Source organism: Intestinibacter sp. (assembly GCF_022780145.1).
GTDB lineage: Bacteria > Bacillota > Clostridia > Peptostreptococcales > Peptostreptococcaceae > Intestinibacter.
On record NZ_JALEXO010000180.1, the window covers coordinates 1 to 18,285 of the forward strand.

Below are 18,285 nucleotides of genomic sequence, written 5' to 3' on the forward strand. Positions count from 1 at the left end.
CCATAAATCAATCGCAGCCGCACTATTTGCAGTATCATTTTCCCAAATCTCTTTTATTTTATCAATAAACATAAATCCCCACCTCCACTTTAATTATCTATTAAAATTCAAACACAGGATCTGAAAATACAACTAAATCAAATGCATTTGCATTTAATATATAATCCATAAATTCATTTTTATCCATTTTTTTATCTTTATTTAACTCTTTTAATTGTACCTTCAATTTTTCGCCATTTGTCTTATTAAAAAATGAAAAAGCTAGGTCGTCTGATGGTCTAATTTCCAATTTTTGATTGTCTTCAGTACATCCAAATATATATCTCACAGCATCTACTGGACAAGTCTTATTTTCAGATATACAAACTATTTCATCTTCTGAAGGATTTGCATCCATCTCTAAAATCGCTGCTTCACACATCTTAAATCCCATAGCTATTCCTGGACATTTATGTCCGTGGTATTCTGTAACCTTTTCCCATAATTCTTTATCAAATTTCATCTTCCAATTCCCCCTATTTTTATTCAAAAAATGGACATAGCATTATAATACTATCTCCATTTATCGCTTTAATTATTTATGTTTTTGAGCAGTTTCATAATAATCATTTGCAGATTTTATTAAACTTTGTTTTTCCTCTTCAGTCAATTCTCTTACAGCTTTTGCAGGAGAGCCTATTATAAGAGTTCCATCTGGGAACTTTTTATTTTGAGTCACTAAAGCTCCAGCTCCTATCATACAAAATTCGCCTATTTCAGCGCCATTTAAAACTATAGCTCCCATACCTACAAGACTGTTGTTTCCTATAGTACATCCATGAACTAGAGCATTATGTCCTACTGTCACATTATCCCCTATAATAGTGTCTGTATCCCAACCAACATGTACTACAGTACCATCTTGTATATTAGTGTTTTCTCCTATTCTTATAGCGTGTTCATCACCTCTAAGAACAGTATTGTACCATACGCTTGAATTTTTTCCTATTTTTACATCACCTATAATATCCGCACTCTCTGCCACAAAAACAGATTCGTCGATTTCAGGCTTGATTCCATCAAATTCTTTAATCATATTCATACGTCCCTTCTAATATTATTTTCTAACACAATTTTTTGGATACCTATGATTTAAGTCTATCATAAAATATAATAATGTAAAACTACATCATTTTTTATTTTATATTATTATATTTGAAAATAATCATATTGCAATTTGTCAAAATTTCAAAATTATATTATCATTATTTTTAAATATAAAATAGATAGGAGCACATATAATGATAAATATTATGTTTGTATGCCACGGGAATATTTGTCGTTCACCTATGGCAGAATTTATACTAAAGGATATGGTTGCAAAACGCAAAATATCTCATAATTTTCACATAGAATCCTCTGCTACTAGTAGAGAAGAAATAGGTAACGATATACATTACGGAACTAAAAACAAGCTAAAAAAAGTTGGTGTACCTTTTACACCTAGAAAAGCCACTCAAATAACTAAATCAGATTACGATAAATACGATTTTATACTTTGTATGGACAACAATAATATTAGAAATTTATCTCGTATTATACCAAATGATAAGGATAATAAAATCAAGCTTTTATTAGATTTCTCAGATAATCCAAGAAATATCGCTGATCCTTGGTACACTGGAAATTTTGAAGATACATACAACGATATAATCGAAGGCTGCGAGGCTCTTTTAAATTATATCGAAAAAAACAACATCAAATAATTATGTAAAAGAGTATCGCAAAATAGATTTTAATTTCATTTTGCAATACTCTTTTGTATCTTTAAAAATCGAATACTGAGTTATAATCAAATTTAACCTTTATTATTTGACCGACTTTTACTTTATTTATATATTTATCAACTTCCATCTGTAATGAAAGATTATTTTCATCTCCTGGATATTTCACATGAATATTATACGAAAATGAGTTTTCAATTACTTTTACAACTTCCATATCGAAAACATTCTCTTCATTTTCAATAGTCACTTCATTATCTTGAATTACTTTCATATGATGAGCTCTAATTCCAACATGGGTTGACTTTGGATTTACATTGCAATCTAATTTACATTTGAATCCCCAATCAGTCGCATAAACAGTATGCTCATCTATAACATCACATGCAGAAATATTTTTACATCCTGTTATTATCGCCTCAGTCATAGATGCTGGATGTACGAATAATTCTTCCTTAGCTCTCTTTGGTAGAGAAAGCCCATTTTCAAAGACTATTATTTCATCACTTATTCTATACGCCTCAGAAATATCATGAGTGACAAATAATGCATTTCCTTTAAAATCCTTTAATATTTCGCATAATTCATTTTCCATATTACTTCTAAGGTGATAATCTAACGCAGAAAAAGGCTCATCTAATATCAATATATCAGGATTTAAACATAAAGCTCTAGCTAAAGCAATTCTCTGCTGTTGTCCACCTGATAATTGCCATGGGTATCTATCTTCAAATCCTTCCAATTTAAATTTTTTAAGGTATTCACTAGTTATATCGTCTTTTTCCTTTTTAGTTAGATTTTCAATTCCCAACTGTATATTTTGTTTTACAGACATATGTGGAAATAACGCGTAGTTTTGAAATAAAAATCCTACCCTTCTCTTTTGTGTAGGCATATTTATCTTCTTTTCAGAATCAAAAAACACCTTGTCATCTACTACTATTTTTCCCCTATCTGGTTTTACAATTCCCGCTATACATTTTAATGTCATACTTTTTCCACAGCCAGACTGACCTAATAATCCTACTGTACCTTTTTCCTGTTCAAATTTTACTTTTAATTTAAAGGAGCCTAAATCTTTTTCAATATCAACATATAAAGACATTTTTATCTCCCCCCTCTAACTCTTTTGCCGACAATATCCTGTTGTTTGTCTGACCAAAAGTTTAATATTAATATCATAACTATAGATATAGCCACAATTGTAGCTACCCATAGCATAGCCCCTTTGTAATTCATAGCCTGAACTTGGAAAAATATAGCAAGCGGCATAGTTTGAGTTCTTCCTGGGATATTTCCAGCTATCATAAGTGTCGCTCCAAATTCACCTAAAGCTCTTGCAAAAGCTAGTACTACTCCACCTATTATACCTGGCCATGCAAGTGGTACTGCTATCTTATAAAATATCTTGAAGTTACTCATTCCTAAGGTTTTAGCTGCTGCGATTAAGTTATCGTCGATTTGCTCAAAAGCAGAACGCGCTGATCTATACATCATCGGGAACGCTACTACAACAGCTGCTATTACGGTCGCTGTCCAAGTAAAAATTATATTTATATCGAATTTCATTAAAAACTTACCTGCTACACCATTTTTTCCAAAAAATATCAATAAAAAGAACCCCAAAACAGTAGGAGGAAGAACAAGCGGTAATGTGAATACACTATCAATCAGTCCCCTCCACTTTCCTTTATAATTTGCAACTAAGTAAGCCGTCACTATTCCTGTAAAAAATGTTATTACAGTAGCCAATAAAGATGTTCTAACGGAAATCCAAAGGGGTGTTAATCCTGCATTCATGCTGTTCTTCCTCCTCTTAAATTTTATTTCTCTTTATATCCTAATTATATTATAGTATTTAATTTATAACTTACATATAATTTTATTAAAATTTTTTTATTTTAATATTATTCAGCTTTATTAAATCCGTATTTTTCTAATATAGCTTGTCCATCGTCACTTAACATGAAGTCTTCAAATTGTTGAGCAGCTTCAGCTTGTTTAGATTCTTTTAAAACTGCTATTGGGTAAGCTATAGTTGAATGAGTATCAGCATCTGTAGTTAAAACTACGTCTACGTTATCTTCTTGACCTTTTGCATCACTTAAATAAACAAATCCAACATCTGCATTACCTTGTTGTACCCAAGATAGAACTTCTTTAACGTCTTTAGCTAAAACTAATTTATCTTCTACATCACTATATAATTTAGTATTATCTAAAACTTCTTTAGCATATTTACCAGCTGGAACACTTTCAGGATCACCGATAGCTATTTTTTCAACGTCATCAGTTTTTAAAGCGTCTAATGATTCTACTTTTTCACCTTTAGCAGCAACTAATACTAAGTCATTAGTTAATAATGTTTTTGGAGCATCTTTTTCTACTATTCCATCAGTAACTAATTGATCCATTTGTTTTGCACCTGCAGATATAAATACGTCACATGGAGCACCTTCTTGTATTTGTTGCATTAATGCACCAGAAGCACCTAAATTAACTGTTAATTTTATATCAGGATTAACTTCTTTAAATTCTTTTTCAATTTCTACCATAGCTTCTTGTAATGAAGCTGCAGCAGATATGTTTAATTCTATACTTGCTGAATCTCCGTCTTGTGCAGAGCTAGCAGAACTAGCAGCGCTACTTGCAGATGATCCACCTGAACTAGAACTACAACCAACTAATCCTAATACTAAGCATAAAACAATACTTAAAATTCCTACTTTTTTCATTTTAACCTCTCCTCCTAAAATGATGTACATCGTTTAATAATGTTTTATTATTTTTAAGTTAATTATATATTGTTTAAACTTATTTTTCAACAATTTTACAATATATTTCCATTTATATTAAATATACTTTCATATAAAAATATATTTCTATCGACTTAATTTAGTTATGTTTTATTATGTTTTAATACTTTATTTTTATGAGTATTCTTATATATTGTTTATTTATTTTTTTAAATTTATTTATTACCGTTATATAGTGTTTCTTAACTAATCTTTGATTTTATACAAATTTGAAACTTTTTTTAATATTTCTATTATCTTTTATGTCATTTTATGTTACATTTAAACATATAGAGATTTTTTTTATTGCATAGAATTTATACAAAGTGAGGAGGAAGATAAATATGGGTTCAACATCATTAACACCTTTGGAAGTTGCTGAAATATTAAAAATAACTAAGAACACGGTATATGAATTAGTAAAAAGAGGAGAAATCCCAGCTTATAAAGTCGGAAGAAAACTACGTATTGATAAAGAGGATGTCGAAAATTATATAAATAGCCAAAAAAATAATACAACAATGAAACCTATCTCAAGAGCTGATATAAAAGATCCAAATGTAAGTGCTTTGATTAATAGTGCTGAAGTAGATAGCAGAGATATAATAATTTCTGGTCAAGATATGATTTTAGATATTTTAAGTAGACACCTAGAAGGTAATCTACAAAATATAAAATCATATAGATCTTACTCTGGAAGTTATGACAATTTATACAATCTTTACAATAATAAAGTTTCTGTAGCTTCATGTCACTTATGGGATTGGGAAACCGGAGAATACAATACTGATTTTGTAAAAAAAATGCTTCCAGGAATTCCTTGCATAATTGTAAATTTAACTTATAGAATTCAAGGATTTTACGTTAAAAAAAGAAATCCAAAAGATATTCAAGGTTGGCATGATTTAAAAAGAAAAGATCTAACTTATGTAAATAGAGAAAGAGGATGTGGAGTCAGAGTTTTACTAGATGGAAAGCTTCGTTCTTTAAATATTCCATCTGACCAAATAAATGGCTATGACTATGAAGAAAATTCTCATATTTCTGTAGCAAGTGCAGTGGCGAGAGGAAAGGCCGATTTCGGTATAGGAATCGAAAAGGTTGCACGCCAAATAGACAACGTAGATTTTGTGCCTCTTCAAAAAGAAAGATATGACTTAATAATCAAGAAAGAAAATCTACAAGATCCAGTATATAAAGAAATGCTAAATATTTTATCTTCTGAAAATTTTAAAGCTGAATTAGAAGGAATTGGTGGTTATGATTTAAGAGATACGGGCAAAATAATATCAGAAACATAACCCACCTTTAACTTTTTTTAAAAGGAATTGATTAAAGCTACAAATCAATTCCTTTTTTGTGTTAAAAATCAAACCAATTAAAAATTAACCCCTATAATTCCTCCTATTCCTCCAGCTAAAGTAGTCAAAACCGTACTATACAGCATACTCATCTCAAAAGAAAAAGTTTCTTTAGCTAAAAAAATCAAAACAATCAAAAATACTATATACAGAAGTCCCTCTATCAATCCATATATAAGTCCCTTTTCCTTTATCTGCTTACATGCATAAAACCCACCAAAGGCTGAACCAAATGTAGTAATAATAGAAAGCACCAATCCCGTATTATCAGAGGACAGCTTTGTAAATGTCAAAAGCGCATTGTAAATCAAAATGACAAGCAAAGTAAATATGTATGCATATCCTAGACCTTTAAAAATATTTATAACCTTAGACATAAAAAAACCTCCCTTCTTAAATATATATATTTAAGTGGGAGGTTTTAAATTCCTAATTATTATTGAATTTCTTTCTTTTCTTGAACTGAACCTATAGCCCATTTTTGTATTGGCATTTTAGTTCTACTTGGTCCAAATTCTATAACTACAGTTTCTTCTTCTATTTTAGCTACATTAGCAACAATACCACCGATAGTTATTATAGTGTCTCCAACAGCAAGACTATCTCTCATTTCTTTTAATTCCTTGTCTTTTTTCTTTTGAGGTCTTATAAATAAGAAATAGAATATCGCAAATAAAGCTACTATATAAAGTAGTGACCACATTAATTGTTGATTCATTTGATTTCTCTCCTTTAGTTTTATTTAATTAAATATTTATTTTTAAACATAATATATTATATATTAAATATATTATAATTCATAGCCATATTTTGTAAAAAATTCTTCTCTAAAGTCTAGAAGTCTATCTTCTCTAATAGCTTGTCTTATTTGTTCCATTAATTTAAGTAAAAATCTCAAGTTGTGTGTAGTTATAAGTCTAGCTCCTAATATTTCATTTGCCTTTACTAGATGTCTTATATATGCTCTTGTGTAATTTTTACAGCAGTAACAATCACATTCAGGATCTAGTGGGCTGAAATCTCTGGCATAAGTGGCATTTCTGACAACTACCTTTCCTTGGCTCGTCATAGCTGTACCATTTCTAGCTATACGAGTTGGAAGTACGCAGTCGAACATATCCACTCCTCTGATTACACCTTCTATTAAATCATCAGGTGAACCTACACCCATTAGATATCTTGGTTTATCTGCTGGCATAAGTGGTGTAGTATGCTCTAATATATCGTACATCAACGGCTTAGGTTCTCCAACACTAAGACCACCTATTGCGTATCCTGGTAAGTCTATAGATGTTATTTCCTTAGCAGATTGCTCTCTTAAATCCTTGTACATACCACCTTGGATTATACCGAATAATGCTTGGTTTTCTGTGTTTTTATGTGCATCCTTACATCTTTGAAGCCATCTTGTAGTTCTCTCTAGGGAATTTTTTACGTATTCTCTATCTGCTGGATATGGAGCACATTCATCAAATGCCATTATTATATCTGCACCTAGAGCATTTTCAATTTCTATTGCTTTTTCTGGGCTTATGAAATGACTTGAACCATCTAAGTGAGACTTAAATGTAACTCCTTCTTCAGTTATCTTTCTAAGTGGTCCTAGTGAAAACACTTGGAATCCACCACTATCTGTAAGTATTGGTTTATCCCAATTCATAAATTTATGAAGTCCGCCAGCTTCCTTTACTAATTCGTGTCCTGGTCTCATGTATAAATGATAAGTATTACTTAAAATTATTTGTGAACCTATTTCCTTTAGCTCTTCTGGTGTCATAGATTTTACAGTTGCTTGTGTTCCAACCGGCATAAATATAGGTGTTTCTATATCTCCATGTGGTGTGTGTAATATACCAAGCCTTGCACCACTTTGTTTGCAAGTCTTTATAAGTTCATAGCTTATCGCACTCATGTTTACGTCTCCTTTAATTATTTTCTTCAGAAATTACTTCTTTGTTATTCTTATTATTTTTTTTATCATAATTGCTAATTCTGCTTCTCAAATAAGCTTTTATTGCTTTTTCTTCATCTTCGTTTAATGTTTCGCCCTTTTTAGGCATAAGGTATTTTTTAATAAAAAATATACCTGCTATAGCCAATACTCCTAAAAGTAAATCCGCTACACCTGCTGTCTTAGGTACTAAAAGTAGCTTTCTAGCAATCGCATAAAGTAAAACCTCTAGTAATGTCTCCGGCAAATGTAAACAAAGCATAATAACTAACTCAACGCCTATTACAAGTAATAATATCTGTGCTAAGAAGTCATTAAGCTGATCGTAATTTACAGGATGAGCAAAATCAATAATATAAGCGGCATAAATTTCTCTCAAAATATCAAATATACCTAAAAATATTACCAACAATATAACAATCGATAATAAAATCTCAGAAAAATGTGCTATTTTAATAAAAGATTGCTTTACATCTTTGTTCATATACTGCCCCCCTAATTAGGTCAAATTCTATACTATTTTATAAACATAGCATCTCCAAAGCTAAAAAATCTATATCTTTCTTTAACAGCTTCTTTGTAAGCATTTAATACGTGATCCTTGCCTGCTAAAGAGCTAACTAGCATTATCAAAGTAGACTCTGGTAGATGGAAGTTTGTAATAAGGTTGTCAATAACCTTCCATTTATATCCAGGATATATAAATATATTTGTCCATCCTGATTTAGCTTTTACTATTCCATTTTCATCTGCTACTGATTCTATTGTTCTAGTGCTTGTTGTACCGACACTTATTACTCTGTGTCCGCTAGCTTTGGCTCTGTTTATCTTTTCAGCTGCTTCTTCAGTAACTATATAGTACTCTGAATGCATTTGGTGATTTGTAACATCCTCTACCTTTACAGGTCTAAAAGTTCCTAAGCCTACATGTAGAGTTATAAATGCTAAATCTACACCCTTTTCTTCTATTTTGTGTAGTAATTCCTTTGTAAAATGTAATCCGGCAGTTGGAGCTGCAGCAGAACCATTGTGTTTAGAGTAAACTGTTTGGTATCTCTCTTTTTCTTCTAGCTTTTCTGTTATATATGGAGGTAGTGGCATATTTCCTAATTCGTCTAAAATTTCTTCAAATATACCATCGTATTCAAATTTAACAATTCTCGCTCCATCATCGCTCATTCCAACGACTTCTGCAATTAGCTTTCCATCTCCAAATGAAAATCTAGCTCCTATCTTAGCTCTTTTCCCTGGTTTAACTAAAGTTTCCCAAGTATCGTCTTCTGTTCTCTTTAAAAGAAGAAATTCTATCTTTCCTCCAGTTCCCACCTTCGAACCTATAAGTCTGGCAGGTATTACTCTCGTATCATTTAAAACTAGACAATCTCCTGGGTTTAGGTAATCTATTATATCTCTAAATATTCTATGTTCAATTTCGCCTGTTTCTTTATCAAGTACCATAAGTCTAGAGCTAGTTCTGTCTTTTATCGGAACTTGTGCTATTAATTCTTGTGGTAAATCAAAATTAAAATCACTTGTTTTCAATTATATTAACTTCCTTTCTAAATAAATATTTGTCAAAACATACAATTACAATAATATCAAATATTTATTTATTTGTGTAGACTTTTTTGAATCACTCATTTATTTGGATATTCTATATTTAAGTGTTCATAAGCCTTAGGCATTACTGTACGACCTCTAGGTCCTCTATTTATAAATCCTAATTGAAGTAAGTATGGCTCGTAGACGTCTTCTATTGTATTTCTATCCTCACCTATAGAAGCAGCCAGTGTATCTAAACCAACTGGTCCTCCACCAAATTTGTGGATTATTGTAAGCAGTAATTTCTCGTCTACATCATCAAGTCCTAAGTTATCCACACCTAATAGTTCTAGAGCCTTAGTAGCGACCTCGTCAGTTATCTTGCCGTCTGCCTTGACCTGTGCATAATCTCTGACTCTCTTTAGAAGTCTGTTGGCAATTCTAGGTGTCCCTCTAGAACGTCTAGCTATCTCGATAGCTCCGTTTAAGTTAATTTCTGCATCTAGTAAATTCGCTGATCTCATAGAAATTTTCGCCAATTCATCGACTGAATAATAATCTAATTTACATATAACTCCAAATCTATCTCTAAGTGGATTTGTAAGCATACCGGCTCTAGTTGTCGCTCCTATTAATGTAAACTTCGGCAAATCAAGTCTTATACTTCTAGCTGAAGGTCCCTTTCCTATTATTATATCTATACAATAATCTTCCATCGCAGGGTATAAAACCTCTTCTACACTTCTATTTATTCTGTGTATTTCATCTATAAATAATACATCATTTTCTTCTAGATTAGTTAAAATAGCAGCCAAATCACCAGCTCTCTCGATAGCTGGTCCTGATGTAATTCTCAAGTTTACACCCATTTCGTTTGCTATGATTCCTGCTAGCGTTGTCTTACCTAGACCTGGAGGTCCATATAATAGTACATGATCTAATGGTTCATTTCTAGACTTAGCAGCTTCTATAAATATTCCTAACTGCTCCTTTACCTTTTCCTGTCCTAAATAATCAGATAGTACTTTCGGTCTTAAGCTGACCTCCGTTTCGCTATCCTCTATCTTCATAGTCGAAGTTATCAATCTATTTTCATCCTCTAAATCAAACATGCTTTCATCTCCTTTCTTTATATATGAAATATATTAATTTACTTACTCATTAAATATGTAAGAGATTTTTTAATGATATCCTCTGTTTTTAATCCGTCTTTTTTGAATTTTTGCACGGCATCCTTCGCTTCGCTAGTAGAGTATCCCAATGCAAGTAGCGCTTCTAGGGCCTCATCTAATTCAAGTCCCGTTGGCTGTTGATTAAATAAGGTAGCTTCAAACTCAGCTGTATCCTTGTCTACCTTGTCCTTTAATTCTAAAATTATTCTCTCAGCTGTCTTTTTACCCACGCCTGGACACTTAGATAGCTTAGCTATATCCTCACTCAATATATACGCACTCAATTGCTGTGGAGTCGCAGAAGACAATATTCCAAGCCCTACCTTAGGTCCTATTTTCGATACTGATGTAAGCAATTTGAACATCTCTAATTCTGTCTTACTTGCAAACCCACATAAGCTAATATCGTCCTCTCTAACTATCAGCTTAGTAAATATCTTAGCACTTTTTCCCTTTTGGACACTCTGTGCCGTATAAGTAGAAACATTTATCTCATAACCTATACCATTATTTTCCAAGATAATTTTATCTAAATATACCTCTTCTATAATTCCTTTTATATAACTGTACATAAATTCTCCTTATAAATTATTATTTAAAATTCTTTAAAGTCTTTTCAAGTCTATTTGCATGTGCATGACAAACCGCCACAGCTAGAGCATCTGCAACATCATCTGGCTTAGGTATCTCCTTTAACTTCAAAAGAGATGTCACCATCTGCTGTACCTGTATCTTCTGAGCCCTACCATACCCGACTACACCTTGCTTTACCTGTAGTGGTGTATATTCGTAAATAGGCTTGCCGTTATGCGTACATGCAAGCATTGTAACACCTCTAGCTTGTGCTACTGTTATAGCTGTTTTTACATTTTTATTAAAAAACAGTTCTTCAATTGCAACCTCATCTATATTATAATTCTTTACTAAAATATCTATCCCCTTGTAGACAAGCGCTAATCTCTTATCTGTGGGCATATTTGCTGGAGTCGTCACTGCTCCATAATCGATAACTTTAAATTTATTATTTTTGTATTCTACTATTCCATATCCAACTATAGCTATCCCTGGATCTATTCCTAAAATAACCAAATTCGGCCTCCTAATCACATTTTTTATACAAACCTATGTTCTAATACATTATTATATCAAATAAATTAAAGCTTTAACAAATAAACTAAAAAATAAATATTTCCATAAACATAAAAAATATGTTCTCTATATGATACCAGCATTACTTTCACTGTATAACATAAAAAGAACATATTTTATACTCTATCAGCTTCCTAAATCCTCTAATCTAGAATAAGCTTCTTCTTCATTTTCTACTACTATTACATCCTTTACTTCATCTTGTACAGATTTTGGAAGAGATTCTATTTGTATTGATGTTTTCTCCACTAATTCCTTTTGACCTTTTTTATCGTATTTAAAAACACTTATGTATCCATCTTCACTTTCCAATGTATACTTATTAGCCTTAGATAAATCTGTACTATCTTTAGATGTCTTTAAAATTATTTGGTATTTATTCATAGTCGATACTTCTTTATCTGGGTATCTTTCCTTCAAAATTGCCTTTATTTCATCCTCTGTCTTATTTAATAAGTCCTCAGTTACCTTCCCTAACATTACTGGTATTTGATCATCATCTTGAAGCCATATTTGGCAATATTCATCTAGTTTAAATTTTTGCTTACTTGAAATTGTACTTGATTCTTTAATCTTATTATTACTAGCTTCAAGCGTCTCATAGCTCTTAACTCCTATAAAAATACCTCCACTTAATAATACTAATCCTAGCGCTATCAATGATGGAATAATCCAACGATAATTATCTCTACTCATTACATCTATCCTCCTTATCTATAATATGTAGGAATTTTATTAGTATTTTTTCCATTTTTATTAATTTTTATACACAGATAAATTGATATTTTGGTCTATTTTGAAAATTAAATGCATATAATCATTAATAATATTTTATAAAGGCGGAGGTGACTCACTTTGGAAAATAACTCCTACGATATATTAAATCGAATTGATTATCTAGAGTTTAGACAAAACCTAATTATTTTAAAAGAACCTTGTCATAAAGCATCTATATTTTTTGATTTAAACATAGATATTTACCTTGAAATGAGGGAATTTTCAAAGGAATTTTGTAAAAGAATCACAAATGGCGAAAAATTAACTCTACAGGACTATGAAAAATCTATAATAGACATATGGCCATCTATCAAAACTTATCCTTCCTCATATACATTAATAGCAAAATCGTTATTAGATAAAAATTCATTTAATTTACTAATTAATAATTCCTTTTAAAACACATATTTTTTTATATTTTGGAAATACTTCTATTAATGATTAAATTTAATAGGAGGTAGGTAACATGGCAAGAATAGGATGTAATGTACTAAATTGTTCTCATAACGACGGAGGTGTCTGCTATGCAAACAGAATATCTGTGACAGGCAAGAAGGCTCACACAAGTAATCACACTTGCTGTTCTTCATTTTTGGATCAATCTACTTATAGCAATTTAACAAGTAACACTTATACTAACGGTAGCTGTGACTACATAGGATGCAACGTTAAAACATGTACTTATAATGCCAACAATATTTGTAGCTTAGATAATATAACTATAACATCTAGTGCTGATACAGCTAATCTATATTCAGAGACATACTGTTCAAGCTTTAAATGCAAATAATTAATAACACATTTAAAACACCCTATACAGATAGATACTTTTTCAATATTCTCTGTATAGGGTTTATTTTATTTTAGAAGAACTCTATATACGTTTTCACAAACATTTAACACAAGTTTAACATAAAAAACGCAGCTTTCGATTGACAAATTATGGTAGGAATAACTATAATGCTTTTATATATGTGAGTATTTACTCACTATTTTTGTGTTTCATATGATGAGTGTTTACTCACTCTTTTAATAAACAAGTTTATTTTAATATAAAACTTCAAATTTTAGGAGAATTTTAAATGCAATGTTCTATTTTAGATTCATATAAGAAAGATATCTTAGAAAATAAGACTATGACCGCTAAGAGAAAAAAAATATTAGAAACTAGCATCGATTTATTTGCTAAAAATGGATATTCGAATACATCAACTAGCGAAATAGCAAAAATTGCAGGTGTTGCTGAAGGAACTATTTTTAAACATTTCGGCACAAAAGAAAACTTACTACTTTCTTCTATTACACCTTTTATATTCGAATACGTTCTTCCTGAAATGGTAATAGATTTTAAAAACGTAGATGTAAACGAGGTTTATACTGACTTTAGATCTTTTATACATAATCTAATATACGAAAGATTTAATTTTTTAAATGAAAATTATAAGGTTGCCCATGTTTTATTTGCCGAGGTGCTTTATCGAGAAGAGCTTAGAGTCCAAATTATAGACACATTGATGCCGACTATAATGGATAACTTTAATCATATATTAGATTATTTTAAATCGAAGAAAATGATAAAAGAAGATATACCAAACGGATTTATAGTTAGAACTATTTTAGCAAATATGGGGGGATACGTCGTACAAAAATATATCTTTAATCCAGATAAAAATTACGACGACGAGAAAGAACTTAAATACATAGAAGACTTAATCGTTAATGCTTTTAGTTTATAATTATTTTGGGTCAGTTTGAGGAGGTTTAATTTATGGAAAAAATATTTAATGTAGGTATAGATGTCGGGTCTACTACAGTTAAAATTGTCGTTTTAGATCAAGACGAAGTAATTTTTAAAAAATATACGAGACATTTTTCTGATGTAAAAAAAGCTGTTAAGGATGTTTTGACAGAAGTATATGATAAGTTTGGGGATATTAGAATCTCTACTGTGGTAACTGGTTCTGGGGGAATAGATATCTCTAAATATCTAGGTTTAAAATTTGTACAAGAGGTAATTTCATCTACAAAAGCAATAGAAACCTTCAATCCAGAAACTGATGTTGTAATTGAACTTGGTGGAGAAGACGCCAAAATAACTTATTTAAGTGGCGGTATAGACCAAAGAATGAATGGTATATGTGCCGGTGGTACTGGTGCATTTATAGATCAAATGGCGAGCTTATTAAAAACAGACGCAGCTGGTCTTAATGAAATGGCTAAGGATTATGAGGTCATATATCCTATAGCTTCTAGATGCGGTGTTTTCGCCAAAACAGATATTCAACCGTTAATAAACGACGGTGCAAGAAAAGCAGATATCGCTATGAGTATATTTAACGCTGTTGTCGTTCAAACAGTAAGTGTTCTATCTTGTGGTAGAGCAATCGAAGGTAAGGTAGCATTTTTAGGTGGTCCTCTATATTTCCTATCAGAACTTAGAACCGCCTTTAAAAACGTATTAAACTTAGGTGATAAAGATATAGTATTTCCAAAGGATGCTCAATTATACATAGCTATGGGAGCTTCTATATTAGCAAAGGATGAACCTGATGTAAATTTATCAGATTTAATAAATAAAATAAAAGAAATAGAAGACGTGAATTTATCTAATTCAGAAGGATTAGAACCTCTATTTAGAAATCAAGAGGAATACGATGAATTTTTAAATAGGCATAATAAGGCTCAAGTTACTAAAAAAGATTTAAATAAAATAAAAGGTAATTGCTTCTTGGGTATAGATGCTGGTTCTACAACTACAAAGGCTGCACTAATAGACGAAGACTGCAACCTAGTCTATACATATTATAGTAGTAATGAAGGTAGCCCACTAAAAACTTCTATAAATATAGTAAAAGACATATATAAATGTTTACCTAAAGATGCAAATATAGTCTCTTCTTGTGTCACAGGATACGGTGAAGCATTACTTAAAAAAGCACTAAAAATCGATTACGGTGAAATAGAAACTATGGCTCACTACAAAGCAGCTAAATACTTCGATCCTGAAGTTGATTTCATACTAGATATAGGTGGGCAAGATATGAAATGTCTTCAAATAAAAAACGGGGTAATAGACAGTATAATACTTAACGAAGCCTGCTCTTCTGGTTGTGGTTCCTTCCTTGAAACTTTTGCAAAATCTCTTTCTATGACAATCCAAGACTTTGCAAAGGAAGGTACATTCTCACAAAACCCAGTTGACCTAGGCTCTAGATGTACAGTATTTATGAACTCAAGAGTTAAGCAAGCTCAAAAAGAAGGTGCAACTGTTGCAGATATATCTGCTGGACTTTCTTATTCAGTTATAAAAAATGCTCTATTCAAAGTTATAAAAATAAGAGATTTAGATGAGTTAGGAAAAAATATAGTTGTTCAAGGTGGTACCTTCTACAACGATTTAGTTCTTAGAAGCTTTGAAAAATTAATTGGAAGAAATGTAATCAGACCTGACATATCAGGTATAATGGGTGCATTTGGAGCTGCTTTAATAAGTAAAGAAAAATTCAAAGAAGGCCATCAAACAGAATTCTTAAGCTTAGAAGAATTAGAAAACATAAAAGTAGACAGCACAGTCCGCAGATGCAAAGGCTGCTCAAACAAATGTCTACTTACTATAAATAAATTCTCAGAAACTGAGATATTTGTATCAGGAAATAGATGCGAAAACGGTGCTGCTTTATACGGTGCAGAAAAATCTGATCCAAATAAAGAAAAACCTATAAATCTATTTGCATACAAATACGATAGATTATTTAAACACTACAAACCATTAAAATTAGAAGATGCTCCAAGAGGAGAAATAGGTATACCAAGAGCCTTAAATATGTACGAGGATTATCCTTTCTGGTTTACTTTCTTCACAGATTTAGGATTTAAAGTAACTCTATCAGGAAGATCTTCTAAGAAGCTTTACGAAAGAGGTATGACTAGTATAGCTTCTGAAACAGTTTGTTATCCAGGTAAAATGGTTCACGGTCACATCCAAAGTCTAATAGACAAAGGTGTCAAAACTATTTTCTACCCTGCTGTAACACATGAATACAGAGAAGATAAGACTTCAGATAACCACTACAACTGTCCTGTAGTTATATCTTATTCTGAAATAATTAAAAACAATGTTCCTGATTTAAAGAAAAAGAACATTAAATTCCTAAATCCATTTATGACTTTAAATGACAAGGAAAACTTAAAAGGAAGACTTTACCAAGTATTTTCTTACTACTTCGCTGACTTAAAAGTGTCAAAAGACGAAATCAACCATGCTGTAGATGCCGCTACAAAAGAAGAATTCGCCTTCAAAGACGACATAAGACACGCTGGTGAAGAAGCACTTAAGAAAATACAAAAGAACAACTTAAAAGCAATAGTTTTATCTGGTAGACCATACCACCTTGATCCAGAAATCAACCACGGTATGCCAGAATTAATTAACTCACTAGATATGGCAGTACTTACAGAAGACAGTATCTGCCACCTTGCTCAAGTACAAAGACCTTTAAGAGTTGTAGACCAATGGGTATATCACTCTAGACTTTATAAGGCAGCTGAATTTGTCAAAAAATACGATAATATCGAGCTTGTTCAGCTAAATTCATTTGGTTGTGGTCTTGATGCTGTAACAACAGAGCAAGTACAAGAAATACTAGCTGAAAAATCAAAAATTTACACAGTAATTAAGATAGATGAAGGTAACAACTTAGGAGCAGCTAAAATAAGACTTCGTTCTCTAAAAGCTGCAATGTTAGAAAGAGAATCTAATAACATAAGTGTTGAAAATATCAAAGAACACAAAATAAACTATACTAAAAACGACAGATTCGATATAAAACGTAAATTATTAGTTCCTCAAATGTCACCTATCCACTTCCAATTTATAGAAAAAGCTGTAAATGAAAGTGGATGGAATATAGAAGTTCTTCAAGACACTAGTAGAGAAATTATCGAAGAAGGATTAAGATATGTAAACAACGATGCATGCTACCCAGCCATAATAGTTATAGGCCAATTAATAAGCGCCCTTAAATCAGGAAAATACGATTTAGATAACGTAGCAGTTGCCATAACTCAAACTGGTGGAGGTTGTAGAGCTACTAACTATATAGGCTTCTTACGTAAGGCTATGCATGAGGCAGGCTTCAAGGATGTACCAGTTATATCTCTAAGTGCCCAAGGATTAGAAGACAACGGCGTTATGGACAATATTTCTCTAAAACTTTTAAACAGAGCGTTCATGGGAATCGTATATGGAGACTTATTTATGAAGGTTTTATATAGAGTTAGACCTTACGAAAAGGTAAAAGGAAGCGCAAATGCTCTATATGAAAAATGGGTTAAAATTTGCATGGACTCACTAGAAGATGCAAAATTCTCTACCTTCAGTAAAAATATAAAAAATATAATAAAAGATTTCGATAACCTAGAACTTCTAGACATCAAAAAACCTAGAGTTGGTCTTGTTGGAGAAATATTAGTTAAGTTCCATCCGACAGCTAATAACCACATAGTAGATGTCCTTGAAAGGGAAGGAGCAGAAGCTGTAATGCCTGAAATGGCTAACTTCTTCCTATACTCTGCTGTAAACAGCATCTACAGAAAAGACCACAAACTAGAAGGTACAACTAAAGGTAAATTTATGTCAAAATTCTTCATAGGTTTAGTCGGCTTCTACCAAAAAACTTATGTAAAAGAATTAAAGAAGAGCAAGAGATTCACAGCTCCTAAAAAAATTCTAGAATTAGCTAAGGAAACTGCTTCATTAGTTTCTATAGGTAATCA

General features: G+C 31.5%; 20 protein-coding genes. 6 read left to right on the forward strand and 14 right to left on the reverse strand.

Annotated features, from left to right (window positions below; all coding sequences use genetic code 11):
• Positions 1–100 precede the first annotated feature (100 nt).
• Both MR593_RS07130 and MR593_RS07135 read right to left on the reverse strand, forming a co-directional pair.
• The gene (locus MR593_RS07130; RefSeq protein ID WP_290691327.1) at positions 101–502 is read right to left on the reverse strand and encodes a formylmethanofuran dehydrogenase subunit E family protein; all 402 of its coding nucleotides are present in this window, start codon (positions 500–502) and stop codon (positions 101–103) included.
• Positions 503–574: 72 nt separating this feature from the next.
• Positions 575–1,075, reverse strand: a complete 501-nt coding sequence (locus MR593_RS07135) for a gamma carbonic anhydrase family protein (RefSeq protein ID WP_290691330.1) — start codon at positions 1,073–1,075, stop codon at positions 575–577.
• Between the two features lie 205 nt (positions 1,076–1,280).
• Here MR593_RS07135 and MR593_RS07140 point away from each other — a divergent pair, with 205 nt between their 5' ends.
• Positions 1,281–1,745 (forward strand): low molecular weight protein-tyrosine-phosphatase, encoded by a 465-nt coding sequence (locus MR593_RS07140; RefSeq protein ID WP_290691333.1) that lies wholly within the window; start codon positions 1,281–1,283, stop codon positions 1,743–1,745.
• A gap of 61 nt (positions 1,746–1,806) precedes the next feature.
• Here the strand turns inward: MR593_RS07140 and MR593_RS07145 are convergent, their stop codons facing one another.
• The 3 genes from MR593_RS07145 to modA form a co-directional block, all read right to left on the reverse strand.
• The gene (locus tag MR593_RS07145) at positions 1,807–2,868 is read right to left on the reverse strand and encodes a sulfate/molybdate ABC transporter ATP-binding protein (RefSeq protein ID WP_290691336.1); all 1,062 of its coding nucleotides are present in this window, start codon (positions 2,866–2,868) and stop codon (positions 1,807–1,809) included.
• 2 nt (positions 2,869–2,870) lie between these two features.
• On the reverse strand, positions 2,871–3,563 hold the full coding sequence (gene modB / locus MR593_RS07150; RefSeq protein ID WP_290691339.1) for a molybdate ABC transporter permease subunit: 693 nt from the start codon (positions 3,561–3,563) through the stop codon (positions 2,871–2,873).
• A 107-nt stretch (positions 3,564–3,670) separates the two neighbouring features.
• Positions 3,671–4,498 carry a molybdate ABC transporter substrate-binding protein gene (modA, locus tag MR593_RS07155; protein ID WP_290691342.1) on the reverse strand — a complete coding sequence of 276 codons (828 nt, stop codon included), beginning with the start codon at positions 4,496–4,498 and terminating at the stop codon, positions 3,671–3,673.
• 404 nt (positions 4,499–4,902) lie between these two features.
• On the opposite strand from modA, the gene MR593_RS07160 reads away from it, so the two are divergent.
• The gene (locus MR593_RS07160) at positions 4,903–5,859 is read left to right on the forward strand and encodes a helix-turn-helix transcriptional regulator (protein ID WP_290691345.1); all 957 of its coding nucleotides are present in this window, start codon (positions 4,903–4,905) and stop codon (positions 5,857–5,859) included.
• Positions 5,860–5,936: 77 nt separating this feature from the next.
• Here MR593_RS07160 and MR593_RS07165 read toward each other — a convergent pair whose 3' ends face one another.
• The 9 genes from MR593_RS07165 to MR593_RS07205 form a co-directional block, all read right to left on the reverse strand.
• Positions 5,937–6,296: a TIGR04086 family membrane protein gene (locus MR593_RS07165; RefSeq protein ID WP_290691348.1), complete on the reverse strand. Its 360-nt coding sequence runs from the start codon at positions 6,294–6,296 to the stop codon at positions 5,937–5,939.
• A gap of 59 nt (positions 6,297–6,355) precedes the next feature.
• The gene (gene yajC / locus MR593_RS07170) at positions 6,356–6,637 is read right to left on the reverse strand and encodes a preprotein translocase subunit YajC (RefSeq protein WP_290691351.1); all 282 of its coding nucleotides are present in this window, start codon (positions 6,635–6,637) and stop codon (positions 6,356–6,358) included.
• A 72-nt stretch (positions 6,638–6,709) separates the two neighbouring features.
• Positions 6,710–7,831, reverse strand: a complete 1,122-nt coding sequence (tgt, locus tag MR593_RS07175; protein WP_290691354.1) for a tRNA guanosine(34) transglycosylase Tgt — start codon at positions 7,829–7,831, stop codon at positions 6,710–6,712.
• Between the two features lie 13 nt (positions 7,832–7,844).
• Complete coding sequence (locus MR593_RS07180) at positions 7,845–8,354, reverse strand: phosphate-starvation-inducible PsiE family protein (protein WP_290691357.1); 510 nt, start codon at positions 8,352–8,354, stop codon at positions 7,845–7,847.
• A gap of 32 nt (positions 8,355–8,386) precedes the next feature.
• The gene (queA, locus tag MR593_RS07185) at positions 8,387–9,412 is read right to left on the reverse strand and encodes a tRNA preQ1(34) S-adenosylmethionine ribosyltransferase-isomerase QueA (RefSeq protein WP_290691360.1); all 1,026 of its coding nucleotides are present in this window, start codon (positions 9,410–9,412) and stop codon (positions 8,387–8,389) included.
• 95 nt (positions 9,413–9,507) lie between these two features.
• Positions 9,508–10,524 carry a Holliday junction branch migration DNA helicase RuvB gene (ruvB, locus tag MR593_RS07190; RefSeq protein ID WP_290691363.1) on the reverse strand — a complete coding sequence of 339 codons (1,017 nt, stop codon included), beginning with the start codon at positions 10,522–10,524 and terminating at the stop codon, positions 9,508–9,510.
• Positions 10,525–10,562: 38 nt separating this feature from the next.
• Entirely contained in the window at positions 10,563–11,156 is a 594-nt protein-coding gene (ruvA, locus tag MR593_RS07195) for a Holliday junction branch migration protein RuvA (protein ID WP_290691366.1), read from the reverse strand.
• Positions 11,157–11,175: 19 nt separating this feature from the next.
• Positions 11,176–11,673, reverse strand: coding sequence for a crossover junction endodeoxyribonuclease RuvC (gene ruvC / locus MR593_RS07200; protein ID WP_290691369.1), 498 nt, complete (start codon positions 11,671–11,673; stop codon positions 11,176–11,178).
• 186 nt (positions 11,674–11,859) lie between these two features.
• Positions 11,860–12,429: a hypothetical protein gene (locus tag MR593_RS07205; RefSeq protein ID WP_290691371.1), complete on the reverse strand. Its 570-nt coding sequence runs from the start codon at positions 12,427–12,429 to the stop codon at positions 11,860–11,862.
• A gap of 159 nt (positions 12,430–12,588) precedes the next feature.
• Between MR593_RS07205 and MR593_RS07210 the strand changes: the two genes are divergently transcribed.
• The 4 genes from MR593_RS07210 to MR593_RS07225 all read left to right on the forward strand — a co-directional run.
• A complete protein-coding gene (locus tag MR593_RS07210; protein ID WP_290691374.1) occupies positions 12,589–12,909 on the forward strand; it encodes a hypothetical protein in 321 nt (106 codons plus the stop codon).
• Positions 12,910–12,976: 67 nt separating this feature from the next.
• Positions 12,977–13,300: a DUF1540 domain-containing protein gene (locus MR593_RS07215; protein ID WP_290691377.1), complete on the forward strand. Its 324-nt coding sequence runs from the start codon at positions 12,977–12,979 to the stop codon at positions 13,298–13,300.
• 292 nt (positions 13,301–13,592) lie between these two features.
• Positions 13,593–14,246 carry a TetR/AcrR family transcriptional regulator gene (locus tag MR593_RS07220; protein ID WP_290691378.1) on the forward strand — a complete coding sequence of 218 codons (654 nt, stop codon included), beginning with the start codon at positions 13,593–13,595 and terminating at the stop codon, positions 14,244–14,246.
• Between the two features lie 32 nt (positions 14,247–14,278).
• A partial coding sequence (locus MR593_RS07225; protein ID WP_290691381.1) for an acyl-CoA dehydratase activase-related protein occupies positions 14,279–18,285 on the forward strand: 4,007 nt, incomplete at its 3' end.